Origin of the sequence: Pandoraea nosoerga (assembly GCF_902459585.1) — a bacterium.
GTDB classification, from domain to species: domain Bacteria; phylum Pseudomonadota; class Gammaproteobacteria; order Burkholderiales; family Burkholderiaceae; genus Pandoraea; species Pandoraea nosoerga.
The window spans coordinates 164,252-181,935 of sequence record NZ_CABPSC010000009.1; the positions used below are offsets into that span (position 1 = coordinate 164,252).

The window sequence follows — 17,684 nt, forward strand, 5'->3', positions numbered from 1 at the left end:
CACCGCTCGTCCCATATCCCACACCCCTGCGCCGTCTTCCCCTTTTCCCCATCCCCACGCCCTCCGGCATCGCCAGACAACGCTTCCCCGCGTTTCGCATAAGCTACCGGCCCGCCCGGGCGCCCGCCTTGCGCCAGATCAAGAGTCGCGCCGCGTCGCGACGGCGCTCGCCCGCGCGCGACGCGGCCGGAGCAACGTTCGACAAGCCCGGGCAAACGCTCCATAATCGGCGCGTTCGCCGGGTCGACCGACGCATGCCCCGCTCATCGTCTGCAACGTCGCTCGAACGCACTCCCCGGCGCGTCACACCGACGGAGGCCGCCGTTATGCCCGCAGCCATATACCTGAGTCCGGAAGACGCCGAGCATGCGTACTACGAAGCAGTGCGCGCCGGCGACACCGATGCGCTGATGGACGTCTGGTCGGAAGACGAGGAGATCGTCTGCATTCATCCCGCGGGGCCGCGCCACGTCGGTCCGGCGGCGGTGCGCGCCAGTTGGCGGCAAGTGCTGGCCAACGGCGGCCTGCAGGTCGCCGTCAGCCATCTGCAGGTGGCCCACAATCCGCTTTGCGCCGTGCACAACGTGCTCGAGCAGATCCTGGTCGAGTCCCATCCCGAGGCGCGCTACGCGTTCGTGCTCGCAACGAACGTCTATCTCAAGGAAGCGGACGGCTGGCGGCTCGTCCTGCACCACGCCAGTCCCGCCATCGGCCACGAAGACAGCAGCACGCAGGCCTCGCGCGCGCACCGGCTGCATTGAAAAGGCGCCGCCGGCGCCGCGCTCGGCGTGTGCGGCATCCCGTGCCCCGGCCCTCGCCGGCGAGTTCATACGCCGGCCGCACCGTGCGCCGCGCTGTGGCCACCGTCCCCGTTTTCGACATCCCAGTACGGGACCGGGCCGAACCGCGCCTGCAGGAATTCGATCAACGCGTGCGTCTTGGGCGGCACGAACGCCCGGCTCGGGTAGACGGCCCAGATCGCCACTTCCTCGGCCAGCGGATAGGCCGGCAGCACCGGCACCAGCTCGCCTCGCTTCAGATGCACGCCGACGTCCCACGTCGACTTCAGCGCAATGCCGAGCCCGGCCAGCACGGCGTCGCGCAGCACCTCGCCGTTGTCGGACGCGAGCCGCCCGTTCACGCGCACGCTGAGCGCGCCGCCGGGCGTCACGAAGCGCCAGTCGCGCTGCTCCCCCAGAATCAGGCAATCATGCGCGGCGAGATCGCCCGGATGCCTGGGCACGCCGCGCGCGGCCAGATAGGCGGGAGACGCACACAACGTCCGGCGATTGGGCGCCAGTTTGCGCGCGACGAGTGACGAATCTCGCAACGCCCCCACCCGAATCGCCAGATCCACGCCTTCCTCGATCAGATCGACGACCCGGTCCGTGAGCCGGAAATCGAGCGATATGCCGGGGTACTGCGCCAGGAACACGGGCAGTGCGGGCGAGACGTGCTGGCGTCCGAACGAGGACGAACACGATACGCGAAGGCGCCCCTGCGGCGCCGCGTACCCCTGCCCCACGCTGGCGAGCGCCTGCGCTTGCGCGGCAAGCAGTACCTGCGCATGTGACAGAAACTGCTCGCCTTCCTGCGTCAGTGCAACGCGGCGCGTTGTTCTGTGCAACAGACGCGCGCCCAGCACACTTTCGAGCTGCGCCAGGCGTGTACTGGCGCTCGCCGGCGACAGTCCGCGCTCGCGCCCGGCCGCCGATACGTTACCCAGCGCCGCTACGCGAACGAACAATGCGACCGCGTCGAGGTCCAATGCCATTTGATGGATATTCCAAAAAATCTTTTCGTCATTATGCGGATTATCAAATCAATCGACCAGCCGTAATCTTGCCCGACTCCATTGCGAGCCTCGCAGGCGTCGCCAACGCATCCCCCGGCGGCGCCTATCATCAACAGGAGAAAACCGATGAAAGCCGTAGGACTGACCCGATATCTGCCCATCGACGACCCCAGGTCGCTCGAGGACATCGAATTACCGACGCCGACACCCGCCGGGCACGACCTGCTGGTGAAGGTCGAAGCCATTTCCGTGAACCCCGTCGACACGAAGGTGCGTGCGCCCAAGGACAAGGTCGAGGACACGCCGCGCGTACTCGGCTGGGACGCGGCCGGCACCGTCGCCGCCGTCGGACCGGACGTCAAACTGTTCCAGGTCGGCGATCCGGTCTACTACGCGGGCAGCATTACGCGGCCGGGCACGAACAGCGAATTCCATCTGGTGGACGAGCGCATCGTCGGCCACATGCCGACGTCGCTCGACTTCGTGAACGCCGCCGCCCTGCCGCTCACGACGATCACCGCGTGGGAAGCCCTGTTCGACCGCCTCGGCATCGCGCCGGACGGCGCCGATCAAGGCAAGTCGATTCTGATCATCGGCGGTGCGGGCGGCGTGGGCTCCATCGCCATCCAACTCGCGCGGCGTCTCGCGCAGCTGACGATCGTGGCCACGGCGTCACGGCCGGAATCGAGCGACTGGTGCCGTCAGCTCGGCGCGCAGCACGTCGTCGATCACACGCAGGACATTCCTGCGCAACTGCTCGCGCTCGGTCTGCCGCAAGTGGACTACGTGCTGTGCCTGAACGACACCGATTCGCACTTCCCGGCAATGGCGCAGGCCGTCGCCCCGCAGGGCAAGATCTGCTCGATCGTGGAGAACGCCGGCCCGCTCGAGGTCGGCCTGCTCAAGAGCAAGAGTGCCACGTTCGTCTGGGAATTCATGTTCACGCGAGCGATGTACGAGACGCCTGACATGATCGCGCAGCACAAGCTGCTCACCGAGGTGGCACGGCTGATCGACGCGGGCACGCTGCGCACGACCCTGGGCGAAGTGATCGGCCCGATCAATGCCGTGAACCTGCGCCGCGCACACGCGCAGCTCGAAGGCGGCCGCACCATCGGCAAGCTCGTCCTGGCGGGATTCTGACTGACGAGAAGCGCGACCGACGCCCGATAGCGCAACGGCGCTTGCCCGTCAAAGGCAAGCGCCGCTTTCTTATGCGCCTCATGCTCTCTCGGGCTCTCCCAGACTCTCCCGAATTCTCGCCTGCGCGCTAGCGCCCGGCCGGGCGCAATTCGCTACGAGACGAACACCGCACGTCGATCGGCCGGCGGCCGGAGGGCCCGCACCCGCGAGCCAGCCCCTCCTACTTCGCCGCGCGCGCCGTGCCCTCCGGCACGGCCAGCGCATCGGCCGGGTGAATGATCTCGCCGCCCAACGCGCTCACGCCCGCGAGCAGCCGCTCGAACGCCGCGCCGACCAGCGCGGAATCGCCCTTGACGCCCAGATCGATGTGACGTCGCGCGTACACGCCGCCGCGCTGCGCATCGCCCACGCTGGGCAAGCTGAACACCTTCACCCCCGCATATTCGGCTTCGATGGTTTCCATGAGCGGCGTGAGCGTCGATTCCGCCAGCCCGAAGACGAGCACCGAGCGTTCCGCGTGCTGCGTGAGGTGATGCAGGTCGGCGTAGTACGTGTCGAGCACCCAGGCCATCATCGGCCATGCCATGACCGGGAAGCCGGGCATGAAGTGATGGTGATCGATCGAGAAGCCCGGAATCTTGTTGTACGGATTGGGCAGGATCCGCGCCCCGACCGGGAACTCTCCCATCTTCAGGCGATGCCGGTTGTCGGGCTGGCTCATGTCGGCGCGCCCGTCGGGGCTCGTGTCGGCAATGCGTTCCATGATGAGCGCCTCGGCTTCGGGCGTGAGCACGAGCGGAACGTTGAGCGCCGCGGCCGCGCACTGGCGGGTGTGATCGTCGGGTGTGGCGCCGATGCCGCCGGTCACGAACACGATGTCCTCGCTCGCGAACGTGCGGCGCAGCGTGGCGGTAATGCGCGCCGGGTCGTCGCCGACGTACTCGGCCCAGCCGAGCTGCATGCCGCGCTCGGTGAGCAGTTCGATGATCTTGGGCAGATGTTTGTCCTGGCGACGTCCGGAGAGGATTTCGTCGCCGATGATGATGATGCCGACCGCCATGATGCTTCCTTTATCTGTCGTCAGGGGGCTGGGAGGGACTTGCCGGTTGTGCGCGTCATGCCGTCGTGCGGGTCATGCCGACTACCGCCGTGCGGCGCGGCCCGATAGCCGGAATGACCGGGCCGCGATTCGACGATTGTGCCACTTTCACGACGAACCGTTGGGTGACCCATGCGACCCATGCGGGCCGGAGGCAGACGATGCGGGCGGCAGGTCCTCCGTCTCGGGCAGCGGTGTGCCCGCCATCGGCAGGACCGTCGCGCCGAGCGTCGGCTCGTGCCGCGCCGCGGCCTCCTCCTCGAGCCGCAGCCGCGACAAGGCGCGCAGACAATAGTGGGCGAACCACAGCGCCGAGAACACGAAGATCACCACGTAGAGCCAGATCGCCAGCAGCGCGATGACGGGAAACAGCACGATCATGATGACCGAGGATACCCACAGCAGCGTCGGTAGCGAGCCGAGCAGCCCCGTCGCAACGCCGATCACGAGCAGCGGCAAACGGCGTTCGCGCACGATGCGGCGCCGCTCCTCCGGGCTCGCGTGAAAAGCAAGTGCATCGTAGGTCATCACGCGATACGTGAGCCAGCCCCACAGCAGCGGCGGCACGATCGCGAAGAACGGCGGCACGAGCCACAGCGGCAGCGTCAGCAGCGCTGCGACGAGAAAAACCGCCGTCGCGCCGAGCGACTGCCCGAGGCTGCCCCAGAACGAGCCGCCGCGCCGGGCTTCGAGATGGATGAAGTGACGGCGCGACAGATGCCGCAGCACCGCGGGCATGGACCAGCCGGCAATGAGCAGCAGCGCCGTCACGACGATCAACGGCACGAGCAGCGCCACGAGAATGAACGGTGCGAGCGCCATGCGCACGCTGTCCACGCCGAAGTAGTTGAAGAAGCGGTAGATCCACTGCGTGAACGACCACTGCTCGAGCCACACGCGCAGAAAGTCGGTAAACGGCTCCCAGCCGAACCAGATCACGGCGCCCCACACGAGGCCCGAGACGACGAACGGCATGGCGGTAAGCCACAGCATGCGCGGGTGCAACAGACTCACGAGCGCGCGGCCAAGCGCGCGAAGCATATCGTTCATGCAGATTCGGTACGGTCGGTGCGGGTCGCGGAATCGGCGCCGGGGCCGGCGGCCGGGCGCGGGCGAAGGCTCGCCCAAAGGCGTTGCAGGCCGAGCCACTGTTGGGCCCAGAAGCCCTCGCCGTAGTCGACCAGCCGGCCCGCGGGCGGCGGCAACTGATCGCGAATGCCGGTGGCGACGCCCGCGCGCGAAAAGTCGGCGGTGCCCAACGCCATGTCCCACCACGGGAACAGCACGCCGAAGTTGCAGCCGCGATGGCGCCCCTCGTGGCCGACGCCGATCGCATGATGCCGGCGGTGGAACGCCGGGCTCACGAGCAAACGCTCGCCGAGCCGGCCGAAGCGCAGGCGCGTGTTGGTGTGCTGCAGGCTCTGCAGCCAGTCCGACACCGCCACGAGCAGCACGAACTGCACCGGGCTCACCCCGATCACGATGGCAATGACGGCAAAGAAGGCCGCCTTGATCAGATCGTCGAGCAGGTGGTTGCGGTTATCGGTCCAGAACGACATCTGGCGCTGGCTGTGATGCACGGCATGCAGCGCCCACCACCATCGGAACGTGTGGCTCCAGCGGTGATACCAGTAGCCGGCGAAATCGAGCACCAGCAGATAGACGAGGAAGCTCACCAGCGCATGATCGGTCACGCCCGGCCAGAGATCCTCCAGATTGACGTTGACGAAGCCGGCGAGCCGCAGCCACGCCTGCAGAGCGTCGAAGAGCGGGCGCAACACGAAGAAGAACACCAGATTGAACAGCCCGAGCCGATGCACCAGCGTGTAAATCACGTCTACGCGCACGGCACGTCGCTCGCGCCACCGCTCGGCCGGCGCGAGCCACTCGAGCGGGCGCAGCAGCGCGAGCATCAGCACGATCTGGAGCACGCCGATCAGGAAGAACTGGACGGCGTCGAAGGCATCGTCGGCAAGCGACATCAGCCCGGTGGCGTACAGCACGGGCTGCACGATGCGGGTGTAGATCTCGGTCTGCGCCGCCGAAAAAGCGGCGTAAAAACCGTCGACCAGCGAATCGAACATGTCACGGGGCCGGGCGTCGTGGCGACGCCCGGTCAATAGCGCACGGGCGGCAATGCCCCGATGTTACAGCACTGGTGCGCGGTCGTAGAAATAGATCCCGTGCGGCGAGCGCCCGACCGCAATGGTGTTGACGAGCTTGCGTGAGGCCAGGTCGATGATGCCGACCTTGCGGGCCCAGCGGAACGTCACCCACAGCGTCTTGCGATCGGCCGAGAGCTCCATGTCGTCCGGGCCCGGCAGCAGCCCGGTGATATTGCCGACGTTGGTGAGCGCGTCCTGATCGATGATGCTGATGGTGCTCGACACGCGGTTGGAGATAAGCACGTGCTTGCCGTCGGCGAGCGAGCGGAAGTTATGGGCGCCCCTGCCCGTCGGGATCGTCTTCACCACCTTCTGGTTGCGCCAGTCGACCACGGCGGCGTAGTCCGCGCCTGTCATGCCCACGAGCAGATACTTGTCGCCCGGGGTGAGCCAGACGCCGGCCGGGCTGTCGCCCACCTTCATCTTCCACAGCACCTTCTGCGTGGCCAGATCGATCGCCGCGATCTCGTTCGATTCCTGCAACGAGATGAACACGAGCCGGCTGTCCTGAGTGAACACCAGGTGGCTTGGCATCTTCTTGAGCGGGATGCGCTGGGCAACGCTCAGGTTCTTGCCGTCGTAGCGGTACACGTCCACGCGATCGAGGCGCAGGCCGTTGGCCACGAACCACTTCTTGTCCGGCGAGAAGCCGATCTGGTACGGGTCTTCGATGTTCTCGATCTTGCGCTGAATCTGGCCCGTCTTCGGGTCCAGGAAAACGAGGTTGTTGCCCACCGAGTTCGCCACGATGAGCGACTGGTTGTCCGGCGTCGCCATCAGGTGATGGGGCTCCTTGCCGACCGGGAACGTCTGAATGACCTTCTGTGTGGCCTTGTCGATCAGGCTGACGCTCGCGTCGGCCGAATTGAGCACGACGACCACGCCGTCGCTCGCGGCAGGCGTCGCCGCCGCGGCGGGGCCGGCGAGTGCCGCAAGACCGAAGGAAGCCGCCAGGCCAGCGGCGATCAGAAGTTTGCGCATTGCAGAATCTCTCGGGAGAAAAAGAGGGAGAAGCCTGGGTCGGCAGATCGCCAACGGGGCCGCGCACGGACCGTCGTCGCACGCACACCGCACCTCGCCGTCGCACAAAAAAGTTTCGCTATTGTAGGCCGGGAACGCCCCGCCAGCGCGCCGCGGCGCCGCCTTTTTTGATCTGACGAAACACAATTGCAACACTTGTTGACGTCGCGCAAACCCGCCTGCGCTCGGCGTACCAGAATGGCACCCGCCCCCACGGGGAGCGGGCGCCATCGAGCGTCGAGTCGCCCCGCCGGCGCGCCGCGACGCCCGGCCCGCGCGCCTTGCCTTAACGTTGCAGCGCCTCCCACACCTTGTGCAGGCGCTTGACGGATACGGGCATCGGCGTGCGCAATTCCTGCGCGAAGAGCGATACGCGCAGTTCTTCGAGCAGCCAGCGGAACTCGTCCAACCGGGCGTCGTCGTGATCGCGCCGTTGCGACGTGGCGCGCTGCCAGTTCTGCAACAGCGGCGCGAGCTCGTTCATGGCGCGAGCGTCGCGCGACGGATCGGCCTTGAGCTTGTCGATGCGCGCGGCCATCGCCTTGAGGTAGCGAGGGAAATGCGCCAGTTGCGCATAAGGCGTGTCGATCAGGAAGCGCTTGCCGACCAGCCGCTGCAACTGCGCCATCAGGTCGGCATGGGCCTGCGCGAACGGCCTGGCCTGTGCGAGCTTTTTCTGCAACGCGGCGTACTCGGCGAGAATCTGCCCCGCCAGCCGCGCGATTTCCTGCGCGAGCAGCGTGAGCCGCCCTCGCCCTTCGTCCTTGCGCGCGACGAACGACGCGTTGTCGCTCGGCCAAGGCTGCTGAAGACATGCGCGTTCGAGCGCCAGGTCCACGATCTGCGCACGCAGTTCTTCCTGCGTGCCCAGATTCATGTATTGCATCGCCATCTGTTGCAGGCCCGGAATGTTCTTTTCCAGATACTTCACCTGCTCGCGCAGCTGGATCGCGAAGAGTCTGCGCAGCCCGGCGCGATGCTGACGCTGCGCCTCGTCCGGATCGTCGAACACCTCCAGATCGCAGTGATCGCCGCGATCGACGAGCGCCGGATAGCCGAACAGGATCTGCCCGCCCCGCCGTATCTCGAGCATCTCCGGCAACTCGCCGAAACTCCACGTCGTGAGATTGTCGTAGCGGCCCGGCTCGACAGCCGCAGCCGGCGCCCCCGAAGACGCCTTCTGCCCGCGGGCTGGCACCTTGCCGCCCGCCGGGCCGGCCTGCGGCGCAGATATCCGGGCCTCGCCCGCGACGTTGCCGGTCGGCGTCGTACCACTCCTTGCCGCCAGCGCCTGGAACGTGCGCTGCGCCTGCTGGCCGAGTTCGGCGCGCAACTGCGCGAGATTGCGCCCCATGCCGAGCTGACGCCCGTGCTCGTCGATCACCTTGAAGTTCATCGACAGATGCGCCGGCAGCATTTCGAGCTTGAAGTCGCTCGGCCTGAGCATGACGCCTGTCGCTTCGCGCGCGTCGGCAATCACTGCGTCGAGCAGCGCCCCCTGTCCGAACGTGGCGCGATCGACGAAACCGGCCGCGTATTCCGGCAAGGGCACGAAGTGGCGCCGCAGTTTCTGCGGCAGCGACTTCATCAGCAGATGGACCTTCTCCTTGAGCATGCCCGGCACGAGCCATTCGCACCGGCGCGCATCGACCTGGTTCAGGGCATACAGCGGCACCGCGAGCGTGACCCCGTCACGCGGCGACCCCGGCTCGAAGTGGTACGTGAGCGCCATTTCCACGCCCGCGATCGCCGTCTTCTTCGGGAACAGGTCGGTCGTGACGCCGGCGGCCTCGTGACGCATCAGGTCCTCGCGCTCCAGGAACAGCAACCGGGGCGCTCCCCTGGCCGTCTCGCGATACCAATGCTCGAAGCCCGCGCCGTCGTACAGGCCGGCGGGCACATGCGCGTCGTAGTACGCGTAGATCAGTTCGTCGTCGACGAGCACGTCCTGCCGACGCGACTTGTGTTCGAGCTGCTCGATATCGGCGATGAGCTTGCGGTTGTGCGCATAGAACGGGAGCTTCGTCTCCCATTCGCCTTCCACGAGCGCGCTGCGCAGGAATATCTCGCGCGCGCGGCGCGGATCGCGCGGACCGAAGTTCATGCGCCGGCGCGCGTAGATGGTGAGCCCGTAGAGCGTGCCACGTTCGTAGGCGACGACCTGCGCGGCCTTCTTCTCCCAATGCGCGTCGGACAACGACGTCTTCACGAGGTGCCTGCCCACGCGCTCGATCCATTCGGGCTCGATGCGCGCAACGCAGCGTGCGTACAGACGGCTGGTCTCGACGAGCTCGCCGGCCATGACCCAGCGCCCGGCTTTCTTCACGAGCGACGAGCCCGGCCAGATATGAAACTTGATGCCATGCGCGCCGAGGAAGTGGGGATCGTCGTCGGCCTTGCAGCCGATGTTGCCCAGCAACCCGGCGAGCAGCGCCAGGTGCACCTGCTCATAGGTGGCCTCGGTCTCGCTGATGCGCCAGCCCTGCTCGCGCACGACCGTGAGGAGTTGGCTGTGGACGTCGCGCCATTCACGCAGGCGCAACTGCGAGAGGAAGTTGTCGCGGCACGCCTGCGCGAGCAGGCGGTTCGACTTCTTGTGCGCGATGGCTTGCTCGAACCAGTGCCAGATCTTCAGCCACGAGAGGAATTCGCTGCGCTCGTCGGCAAACTTGCGATGCGCGTTGTCGGCGGCGTCCTGCGCCTCGATCGGCCGGTCGCGCGGGTCCTGCACCGCCAGCGCACTCGCGATGATGAGCACTTCGCGCAGCGACTGGTGATCGCGCGCGGCGAGGATCATGCGGCCAACGCGCGGGTCGAGCGGCAGGCGCGCCAGCTCGCGGCCCAGCGGCGTGAGCTGATTGGCGTCGTCGACCGCGCCCAGTTCGTTGAGCAACTGGTAGCCGTCGGCGATGGCGCGTCCGGGCGGCGGCTCGATGAACGGAAATTCCTCGACCTTCGCGAGCCGCAGCGACTGCATGCGCAGAATGACCGCGGCGAGCGACGAGCGCAGGATCTCCGGGTCGGTGAAACGCGCACGCGACTGGAAATCCGTTTCGTCGTACAGGCGAATGCAAACACCGTCGGCCACGCGCCCGCATCGGCCGGCGCGCTGGTTGGCGGCGGCCTGCGAAATCGGTTCGATCTGCAGCTGCTCGACCTTGTTGCGGTACGAATAGCGCTTCACGCGCGCGGTGCCCGCGTCGACCACGTAGCGAATGCCAGGCACGGTGAGCGACGTTTCGGCCACGTTCGTGGCGAGCACGATGCGCCGGGCGTTCGACGGCTTGAACACGCGCTCCTGCTCGGCGGCCGACAGCCGCGCGTATAGCGGCAGAATTTCGGTGTGCGGCGGATGGTGCTTGCGCAGCGACTCGGCGGCCTCGCGAATTTCGCGCTCGCCGGGCAGGAAGACCAGCACGTCGCCGGGGCCTTCGCGGCAGAGTTCGTCGACGGCGTCGACGATGCCGTCCATCAGATCGCGTTCGCGGTCCCTGGCGCTCGCCCGGCCGGCCTCGCGCCCATCACGTCCATCCCGCCCCTGCGCGGCGGCGATGCGCGCATCGTCCTGGATTGGCCGGTAGCGCACTTCGACCGGGTAGAGACGGCCGCTCACCTCGATGACGGGCGCCGGGCGCAGATTGTCCCCCTCGCCCGTGCCGAAATGGCGCGCGAAGCGCTCGGCGTCGATGGTGGCCGAGGTGATGATCACCTTGAGATCGGGTCGGCGCGGCAGCAGTTGCTTGAGATAGCCGAGCAGGAAGTCGATGTTCAGGCTGCGCTCGTGGGCCTCGTCGATGATGATCGTGTCGTAGGCGCGCAACAGCGGATCGGTCTGCGTCTCGGCGAGCAGAATGCCGTCGGTCATGAGCTTGACCGAGGCACCTCCCGAGAGCGTATCGTTGAAGCGGACCTTGAAGCCGACGATTTCGCCCAGCGGCGTGTTCAGTTCCTCGGCGATGCGGCGCGCGGTGGCCGAGGCCGCGATACGGCGCGGCTGCGTGTGGCCGATCAGGCCGGTGCCGCCCGCGCCGAGGCCGCGGCCGAGTGCGAGGCAGATTTTGGGAAGCTGCGTGGTCTTGCCCGAGCCGGTCTCACCGCTCACGATCACGACCTGGTGCCCGGCAATGGCGCGCGCGATTTCTTCGCGGCGGCCGGACACGGGCAGCGCCTCGGGGAAGGTGATTTCAGGCACGCGATTGGCGGCGGCCTGCCGGGCGGCGAGTCGTTCGGCCTCGCGCGCGGCGCGCTCCGCCAGCGTGGCGCGAGTTCCGGGCGCCGCCGCCGTTTGCCGTGCGGGACCGCGCGTGTGCCCCGGCGCCGTCACTTTCGGCTTCGGGGGCTTCGATTGTCGATTTCGTTCATCACTTGCCATGGGCGCGCATTATATAATCTGCGCATGTTTGCGCACGTACACTCATGCTGACCGAACCCGACCCCGCCGTACAAGACGAAGAGACCGCCCGCCAGGCCCAGTTCGTGGACTGGCTGCGCTCGGTTGCCCCCTACATCCACGCATTTCGCGACAAGACGTTCGTCGTCGCCTTCGGCGGTGAGCTGGTCGCCGCCGGCGGGCTCGACTCCCTGATCCAGGACGTCGCCCTCCTGTGCGCCATGGGCATGCACATCGTGCTGGTGCACGGCTCGAGGCCGCAGGTCGAAGAGCAGATGCGCCTGCGACATATCGAGTCGCACTTCGCCCAGCAAATGCGCATCACGGACGCCGCGGCGCTCGAGGCGGTGAAGGAAGCGGCGGGCGAGTTGCGGCTGGACATCGAGGCGTCGATCAGCCAGGGCCTGCCGAACACGCCCATGGGCAACGCGCGCATCAGCGTGGTCTCGGGCAACTTCGTCACCGGCCGACCGGTCGGTATCGTCGACGGCGTCGACTTCCAGCATACGGGCGTGGTCCGCAAGGTGGACGCGGAATCGATTCGCCTCTCGCTCGCCAACGGCAAGATCGTGCTGCTCTCACCGCTCGGCTTCTCGCCGACGGGTCAGTCGTTCAACCTCACGATGGAAGACGTGGCTTCGTCGGCGGCCATCGCGCTGCGCGCCGACAAGCTGATCTTCATTACCGAGACGCCCGGCATTCTCAACGAATACAACGAGCTGCAGCGCGAGCTCACGCTCGAAGACGCGCAGCGCATGCAGTCGCAAGGCACGCTGGACCGCGATTCGGCGTTCTACCTGAAGTACGCCACGCGCGCTTGCCGGGCCGGCGTGGCCCGCGCCCATATCGTGCCGTTCGCGCTCGACGGCAGCATGCTGCTCGAACTGTTTTCGCACGACGGCGTGGGCACCATGATCTCTTACGAGAATCTCGAGAGCCTGCGTGAAGCGACGATCGACGACGTCGGCGGCATTCTCCAACTGATCGAACCGCTCGAAGCGGACGGCACGCTCGTGCGCCGCGGCCGCCACCAGCTCGAGCGCGATATCGACCACTTCTCGGTCATCGAGCACGACGGGCGTCTGTTCGGCTGCGCCGCGCTCTATCCGTACCCGACCGAGCGCATCGGCGAGATGGCCTGCCTCACGGTCGACCCGGAAGCGCAGGGCTCCGGCGACGGCGAACGGCTGCTCAAACACATCGAGCAGCGCGCCCGGGCGCGCGGACTGGAACGCCTGTTCGTGCTTACCACGCGCACCGAGCACTGGTTCCTCAAGCGAGGCTTCGTCAAGGCCGGCGTGGACGACCTGCCCGCCGACCGCCGCCGCCTCTATAACTGGCAGCGCCGCTCGCTGGTGCTGATCAAGAAACTGTAACGGTGAACGGGGCGGCCGGCACGCGCGATGCAACGCGTCTCTTGTGTTGCGCCTCGCTGCCCCCATATCCCGCTATCGACGATCGACGGACAGATCCACCGGCCGATCGGGAATGACACACCCGCGCGGGCAGGCGCGGCCAGTCTGCACCGCCACCGCCCGATAACGCGGCAACCCACTTTGTTGCCATCCGGCATACCACGATTACGAAGGAGTTCCCCATGGCCCGCATGGTCCAATGCGTCAAACTCGGCAAAGAAGCCGAAGGTCTCGATTTCCCGCCGATGCCCGGCGAACTCGGCAAACGCCTCTGGGAAAGCGTCTCCAAGGAAGCGTGGGCCGGGTGGCTCAAGCAACAGACGATGCTCATCAACGAGAATCGCCTGAACATGGCCGACCCGCGCGCACGCCAGTACCTCGTCAAGCAAACCGAAAAGTACTTCTTCGGCGAAGGCGCCGACGTCGCGCAAGGGTACGTACCGCCGGCGTCGGAATAAACCAGGGCCGGGCATCGTCTAGCTACCCAGCCCCGAAGGCCTCCCCCGGACATCAGCCGGACATCAACCGGACTCGCGGCAAAAAGGACTGCCGATCGGGGGCGATCGGGGGGCGATCGGGGGGCGATTGAGGAGCGATTGACGAGCGATTGAGGGCGCCGATCCGTCCCCGCACTCGCACACAGCGCCTTCCGTCAAAAGCAAAAGGCTGAGTTCCCGGATTTCGGGCTCAGCCTTTTGCTCTGCGCTCGATCGCCTGGGGCGGCGTCGCTATGCGGCGCTCACTGCACCTCCTGCGCCACTACCCGCCGAACGCGCCCCGCAGTGATGGCAGAAGTGCGCGAACGCGTTCTTTCGCGTGGTGCACGTCCCGCAACGATCGAACAAACAGATGCCGCAGTGCACGCAGAAGTCGCGCTCGACATCGTCGAGCTTTACCGGCCGCTCACAACCCGGACACACCGATTTCGCCAGACGCGCTTGCGCCAGATCGTATGACAACGTCTTGCGCCGCTCCTCGTCCGGCAACTGCTCTTCCGCCTTCTGGCGCGCCAGATATCGCTGCAGCGAGACGATCGCATAGCGGCCGATCAATACCGTCAGCACAATCCCCACAAGGTAGCGCACGTAGCCGCCATAGTCCGGCAGATACGGCACCAGCTCGACGAAGAATGCGAACAGCGCGAAAAAGATGAAACCCCAGACGAACGGCCACCACGTGCTCTTGCGCTGACGCACGAACAGCCAGCCCGCTACCGCCAGCAGCGGCAAGGTCAGCGCCAGACGAATGCCGAAGACCTTCAACTCCCGCGCGTGCTGCATGGCGGCCAACTGCTCACCGGCCGCCGTGTTGAGCGCATCGCGCGCATTGCGCGCCGACTGGACGCTGCGTTGCGCATCGAGCTGTTTGGCTTCAAGACCGTCGACCTGCGTCTGCGCATCGCGCTCGGCCGCCTTGAGCGCGTCGAGCGCTCGCGTGCGCGACACGAGCTCGGCATCCTGGCTGGCCTGCGCCGTGGCCGTGCGCGTGGCGACCCAGTCGTTGAACGACTCGCGCGCGTTGCGATACGCCGTGCTGCGCGCCTTGAGCTGAAGACGCGCCGTCTCCAGTTGGCTCGCCACATCTTCGAGCTGCGTCTGCGCCTGCCTGATGGCCGCATCCGCGCGCCGCGCCTGCACCGGGTCCACGAAGGATTCGAGCGTCGGCGCCTGCGCCACGCCCGGCAACTGATCGACGACGAGACCGCCAAGACCGATCAGGAACGCCGCAAACAGCACGGCAATCAGCCACAGTCCTCGACGGAACCAGGTTTCGGGAAGACGACGCGATCCAGCCATCCTGCCCTCCGGCGATCAGCTCTTGTAGTCGATGGTGCGCACGCCTTGCGGCGTGCCCATGAGCGTGATGTCGGCGCCGCGCTGCGCGAAGAGGCCGACCGTCACCACGCCCGGGATCTGATTGACCTGCGTCTCGAACGCGACGGGGTCGAGGATCTGCAGACCGTGCACGTCGAGGATCGCGCAGCCGTTGTCGGTCACATACGGGCTGCCGTCGGCCCGCACGCGTGCCTGCGGCTTGCCGCCGAGCGCCGCCAGCGCGCGCGCGACGCTCGCCTGCGCCATGGGGATGACTTCGACGGGCAGCGGGAACACGCCGAGCACGGCCACTTCCTTGGAAGCGTCGACCACGCAGACGAATTCCCTGGCCACGGACGCGACGATCTTCTCGCGCGTGAGCGCGCCGCCGCCGCCCTTGACCATATGGCCGAGCGCGTTGATTTCATCGGCCCCGTCCACATAGACGGGCAGGCTCTCGATCTGGTTGAGGTCGAACACTTCGATGCCATGCTTGCGCAGGCGCTCGGTGCTCGCTTCGGAACTGGAGACCGCGCCGCGATATCGGCCCTTGTGCGCGGCCAGCGCGTCGATGAAGCAATTGGCCGTGGAGCCGGTGCCCACGCCGATCACGCTGCCCTCGGGCACGTGTTGGTTCACATAGTCGGCGGCTGCCTGGCCGACCAAGCGTTTGAGTTCGTCCTGGGTCATGGGGAATTCCGGCAAAGTTTGGTAAAGTCGGAAGTTTACCGGAGTCGGACGGGACGCGCCGTATTTCGTGGCCCCGCGCCTCTCGCACGTCAGCGGCAGGCCGCATTTGGCCAGCCCCCGTCATCGAGACTCGACGCTCGACTCCTGCCGTCCCGCGCCGGTCGCGTCCCCCTCTGTCGGGTGCGCTCGGCATCATGTCACGCAATGCACTGTCGCAAGGCCGCTCTCATGAACCTGCTCGACCAGCTCAAACGCCACACGATCGTCGTCGCCGATACGGGTGACTTTCAGGCGATGGCCGCCTACAAGCCGCAGGACGCCACCACAAACCCCTCGCTGATTCTGGGCGCGGTGCAAAAGGACGCCTACCGGCCGATCCTCACGCGCGTGGTCGGCGAGCATCGCGCCGAGTCCACCGACGAAATCATCGACCGTCTGCTGATCGCGTTCGGGCGCGAAATCCTCGACATCGTGCCTGGGCGCGTGTCGACCGAGGTGGATGCACGGCTGTCGTTCGACACTGCGGGCACGGTCGCCCGCGCGCGCAAGCTCATCGCAATGTACGAAGCGCAGGGCATCGAGCGCGAACGCGTACTCGTCAAGATTGCGTCGACGTGGGAAGGCATCCGCGCGGCCGAAATCCTCGAGCGCGAGAACATCCGCTGCAACATGACGCTGCTCTTCTGCCTCGTGCAGGCGGCCGCCTGCGCCGAAGCCGGTGCGCGGCTGATCTCCCCGTTCGTCGGCCGCATCTACGATTGGCACAAGAAATCGGCAGGCGCGAATTGGGACGAGGCGGCGAACGCCGGCGCGAACGATCCCGGCGTGCGCTCCGTCTCGGCCATCTACCGCTACTACAAGCACTTCGGTTACGAAACGGAAGTCATGGGCGCCAGCTTCCGCTCGACGGGGCAAATCCTCGCGCTGGCCGGCTGCGATCTGCTCACGATCAGCCCGGCGCTGCTCGAACAACTGCACACGACCGAAGGCGAAGTCAAGCGCGAGTTGGATCCGAAGGCAGCCCGCGAGGCCGTGATCGATCGCGTGAAGACGGACGAGCCGTCCTTCCGCTTGCAGCTCAACGACGACGCGATGGCCACCGAAAAGCTCGCCGAAGGCATTCGCGCATTCGCCGCGGACGCCATCAAGCTCGAAGCGCTGATCGACGCGGCACGCTAGGCGCACCCGCCGCTCACGCGGCGTGCGCGGGCGAGCTTACTTCGCCGGCTTGATCGCCGCGGCTGCCGCGCTCACCGTCGCGCGCTGGCGCACGGCCTCATACAGGCAAACGGCGCTGGCCACGGAGACGTTCAGGCTTTCGCAGCCGCCGGCCATCGGAATGCGCATCAGCGAGTCGCAGTTCTCGCGCACGAGGCGGCGCATGCCCTCGCCTTCCGCGCCCATCACGATGGCCATCGGGCCCCTCAGATCGGTGCCGTAGATGTCGGCTGGCGCGTCGTCCGACGTTCCCACCACCCAGATGCCGCGATCCTTGAGCTCGCGCAGCGTGCGCGAGAGATTCGTCACCATGATGTACGGCACGGTCTCGGCCGCCCCGCTGGCGACCTTGGCCGCCGTGGCGTTCAGGCCGACGGCGCGATCCTTCGGCGCGATGACGGCGTGCGCGCCTGCCCCGTCGGCCACGCGCAGGCACGCCCCGAGGTTGTGCGGATCGGTCACGCCGTCGAGCACCAGCAACAGCGGCGGCCCCGAAATGCCGTCGAGCAACTCGTCCAGATTGAGCGCCAGCGACACTTCCTGCGCCCGCGCGACCACGCCCTGGTGCCGCGACGATCCCGCCATGCCGTCCAGACGTTTGCCGTCGGCCTGAATCACCTTGATCTTGACGCCCGGCGCGCCCTTGGCCGATTCCACATGCTTCAGGAAATCCGTCATGCGCCGATCGCGGCGGCTCGGGTCGTAGTAGATCTCCTCGATGCTGCCGGCATCGTGGCGCAGGCGTGCCGTCACGGCGTGAAAGCCGAACAGCAATTTCAGTTGACTCATTTCACATCCTCAAAATAGCGTGTGCGCGGCTCGCTCGGGCAACGTGGCACTCGAGCGGCACAAAGCACGACGGCGGCGGTGCCCGGTAGGACAACCGCCGCCGCATCAGACTCGCGGGCACCACATGCCGCCCGCCGCCGGCACAA

The 17,684-nt window shown here is 66.9% G+C and carries 14 protein-coding genes; 5 read left to right on the forward strand and 9 right to left on the reverse strand.

Features of this window, described 5'->3' with window-relative positions; all coding sequences use genetic code 11:
• Nucleotides 1–326: 326 nt before the first annotated feature.
• Nucleotides 327–761, forward strand: coding sequence for a YybH family protein (locus tag PNO31109_RS13225; protein ID WP_150555966.1), 435 nt, complete (start codon nucleotides 327–329; stop codon nucleotides 759–761).
• A 65-nt stretch (nucleotides 762–826) separates the two neighbouring features.
• Here PNO31109_RS13225 and PNO31109_RS13230 read toward each other — a convergent pair whose 3' ends face one another.
• Nucleotides 827–1,774 carry a LysR family transcriptional regulator gene (locus PNO31109_RS13230; RefSeq protein ID WP_150555967.1) on the reverse strand — a complete coding sequence of 316 codons (948 nt, stop codon included), beginning with the start codon at nucleotides 1,772–1,774 and terminating at the stop codon, nucleotides 827–829.
• A gap of 147 nt (nucleotides 1,775–1,921) precedes the next feature.
• On the opposite strand from PNO31109_RS13230, the gene PNO31109_RS13235 reads away from it, so the two are divergent.
• Complete coding sequence (locus PNO31109_RS13235) at nucleotides 1,922–2,938, forward strand: zinc-binding alcohol dehydrogenase family protein (RefSeq protein ID WP_150555968.1); 1,017 nt, start codon at nucleotides 1,922–1,924, stop codon at nucleotides 2,936–2,938.
• A 220-nt stretch (nucleotides 2,939–3,158) separates the two neighbouring features.
• On the opposite strand, the gene PNO31109_RS13240 is transcribed toward PNO31109_RS13235, so the two are convergent.
• The 5 genes from PNO31109_RS13240 to hrpA form a co-directional block, all read right to left on the reverse strand.
• Nucleotides 3,159–3,998, reverse strand: coding sequence for a competence/damage-inducible protein A (locus PNO31109_RS13240; RefSeq protein WP_150555969.1), 840 nt, complete (start codon nucleotides 3,996–3,998; stop codon nucleotides 3,159–3,161).
• A 147-nt stretch (nucleotides 3,999–4,145) separates the two neighbouring features.
• Nucleotides 4,146–5,087 carry an EI24 domain-containing protein gene (locus PNO31109_RS13245; RefSeq protein ID WP_150555970.1) on the reverse strand — a complete coding sequence of 314 codons (942 nt, stop codon included), beginning with the start codon at nucleotides 5,085–5,087 and terminating at the stop codon, nucleotides 4,146–4,148.
• Complete coding sequence (locus tag PNO31109_RS13250; protein ID WP_150555971.1) at nucleotides 5,084–6,121, reverse strand: sterol desaturase family protein; 1,038 nt, start codon at nucleotides 6,119–6,121, stop codon at nucleotides 5,084–5,086. Before PNO31109_RS13250 ends, PNO31109_RS13245 begins: the two co-directional genes overlap by 4 nt.
• Before the next feature lie 63 nt (nucleotides 6,122–6,184).
• A complete protein-coding gene (locus PNO31109_RS13255; protein WP_150555972.1) occupies nucleotides 6,185–7,183 on the reverse strand; it encodes a YVTN family beta-propeller repeat protein in 999 nt (332 codons plus the stop codon).
• Nucleotides 7,184–7,508: 325 nt separating this feature from the next.
• Complete coding sequence (gene hrpA, locus PNO31109_RS13260; protein ID WP_150555973.1) at nucleotides 7,509–11,594, reverse strand: ATP-dependent RNA helicase HrpA; 4,086 nt, start codon at nucleotides 11,592–11,594, stop codon at nucleotides 7,509–7,511.
• Nucleotides 11,595–11,638: 44 nt separating this feature from the next.
• On the opposite strand from hrpA, the gene argA reads away from it, so the two are divergent.
• Together argA and PNO31109_RS13270 are read left to right on the forward strand one after the other, a co-directional pair.
• The gene (argA, locus tag PNO31109_RS13265; protein WP_150555974.1) at nucleotides 11,639–12,988 is read left to right on the forward strand and encodes an amino-acid N-acetyltransferase; all 1,350 of its coding nucleotides are present in this window, start codon (nucleotides 11,639–11,641) and stop codon (nucleotides 12,986–12,988) included.
• Between the two features lie 221 nt (nucleotides 12,989–13,209).
• On the forward strand, nucleotides 13,210–13,485 hold the full coding sequence (locus PNO31109_RS13270; protein ID WP_039410655.1) for an oxidative damage protection protein: 276 nt from the start codon (nucleotides 13,210–13,212) through the stop codon (nucleotides 13,483–13,485).
• Nucleotides 13,486–13,755: 270 nt separating this feature from the next.
• On the opposite strand, the gene PNO31109_RS13275 is transcribed toward PNO31109_RS13270, so the two are convergent.
• The gene (locus tag PNO31109_RS13275; RefSeq protein ID WP_150555975.1) at nucleotides 13,756–14,823 is read right to left on the reverse strand and encodes a serine endopeptidase; all 1,068 of its coding nucleotides are present in this window, start codon (nucleotides 14,821–14,823) and stop codon (nucleotides 13,756–13,758) included.
• Between the two features lie 15 nt (nucleotides 14,824–14,838).
• A complete protein-coding gene (gene rpiA, locus PNO31109_RS13280) occupies nucleotides 14,839–15,531 on the reverse strand; it encodes a ribose-5-phosphate isomerase RpiA (protein WP_150555976.1) in 693 nt (230 codons plus the stop codon).
• Nucleotides 15,532–15,759: 228 nt separating this feature from the next.
• Between rpiA and tal the strand changes: the two genes are divergently transcribed.
• Nucleotides 15,760–16,710, forward strand: coding sequence for a transaldolase (gene tal / locus PNO31109_RS13285; RefSeq protein ID WP_150555977.1), 951 nt, complete (start codon nucleotides 15,760–15,762; stop codon nucleotides 16,708–16,710).
• A gap of 36 nt (nucleotides 16,711–16,746) precedes the next feature.
• Here tal and rlmB read toward each other — a convergent pair whose 3' ends face one another.
• Nucleotides 16,747–17,538 carry a 23S rRNA (guanosine(2251)-2'-O)-methyltransferase RlmB gene (rlmB, locus tag PNO31109_RS13290; protein ID WP_150555978.1) on the reverse strand — a complete coding sequence of 264 codons (792 nt, stop codon included), beginning with the start codon at nucleotides 17,536–17,538 and terminating at the stop codon, nucleotides 16,747–16,749.
• Nucleotides 17,539–17,684 lie beyond the last annotated feature (146 nt).

What these genes read in the sequence shown, in the direction of transcription:
- PNO31109_RS13225 (WP_150555966.1), top strand. Translation starts at nt 327, where the DNA reads ATGCCCGCAGCCATATACCTGAGTCCGGAAGACGCCGAGCATGCGTAC.
- PNO31109_RS13230 (WP_150555967.1), bottom strand. Translation starts at nt 1,774, where the DNA reads ATGGCATTGGACCTCGACGCGGTCGCATTGTTCGTTCGCGTAGCGGCG.
- PNO31109_RS13235 (WP_150555968.1), top strand. Translation starts at nt 1,922, where the DNA reads ATGAAAGCCGTAGGACTGACCCGATATCTGCCCATCGACGACCCCAGG.
- PNO31109_RS13240 (WP_150555969.1), bottom strand. Translation starts at nt 3,998, where the DNA reads ATGGCGGTCGGCATCATCATCATCGGCGACGAAATCCTCTCCGGACGT.
- PNO31109_RS13245 (WP_150555970.1), bottom strand. Translation starts at nt 5,087, where the DNA reads ATGAACGATATGCTTCGCGCGCTTGGCCGCGCGCTCGTGAGTCTGTTG.
- PNO31109_RS13250 (WP_150555971.1), bottom strand. Translation starts at nt 6,121, where the DNA reads ATGTTCGATTCGCTGGTCGACGGTTTTTACGCCGCTTTTTCGGCGGCG.
- PNO31109_RS13255 (WP_150555972.1), bottom strand. Translation starts at nt 7,183, where the DNA reads ATGCGCAAACTTCTGATCGCCGCTGGCCTGGCGGCTTCCTTCGGTCTT.
- hrpA (WP_150555973.1), bottom strand. Translation starts at nt 11,594, where the DNA reads ATGGCAAGTGATGAACGAAATCGACAATCGAAGCCCCCGAAGCCGAAA.
- argA (WP_150555974.1), top strand. Translation starts at nt 11,639, where the DNA reads ATGCTGACCGAACCCGACCCCGCCGTACAAGACGAAGAGACCGCCCGC.
- PNO31109_RS13270 (WP_039410655.1), top strand. Translation starts at nt 13,210, where the DNA reads ATGGCCCGCATGGTCCAATGCGTCAAACTCGGCAAAGAAGCCGAAGGT.
- PNO31109_RS13275 (WP_150555975.1), bottom strand. Translation starts at nt 14,823, where the DNA reads ATGGCTGGATCGCGTCGTCTTCCCGAAACCTGGTTCCGTCGAGGACTG.
- rpiA (WP_150555976.1), bottom strand. Translation starts at nt 15,531, where the DNA reads ATGACCCAGGACGAACTCAAACGCTTGGTCGGCCAGGCAGCCGCCGAC.
- tal (WP_150555977.1), top strand. Translation starts at nt 15,760, where the DNA reads ATGAACCTGCTCGACCAGCTCAAACGCCACACGATCGTCGTCGCCGAT.
- rlmB (WP_150555978.1), bottom strand. Translation starts at nt 17,538, where the DNA reads ATGAGTCAACTGAAATTGCTGTTCGGCTTTCACGCCGTGACGGCACGC.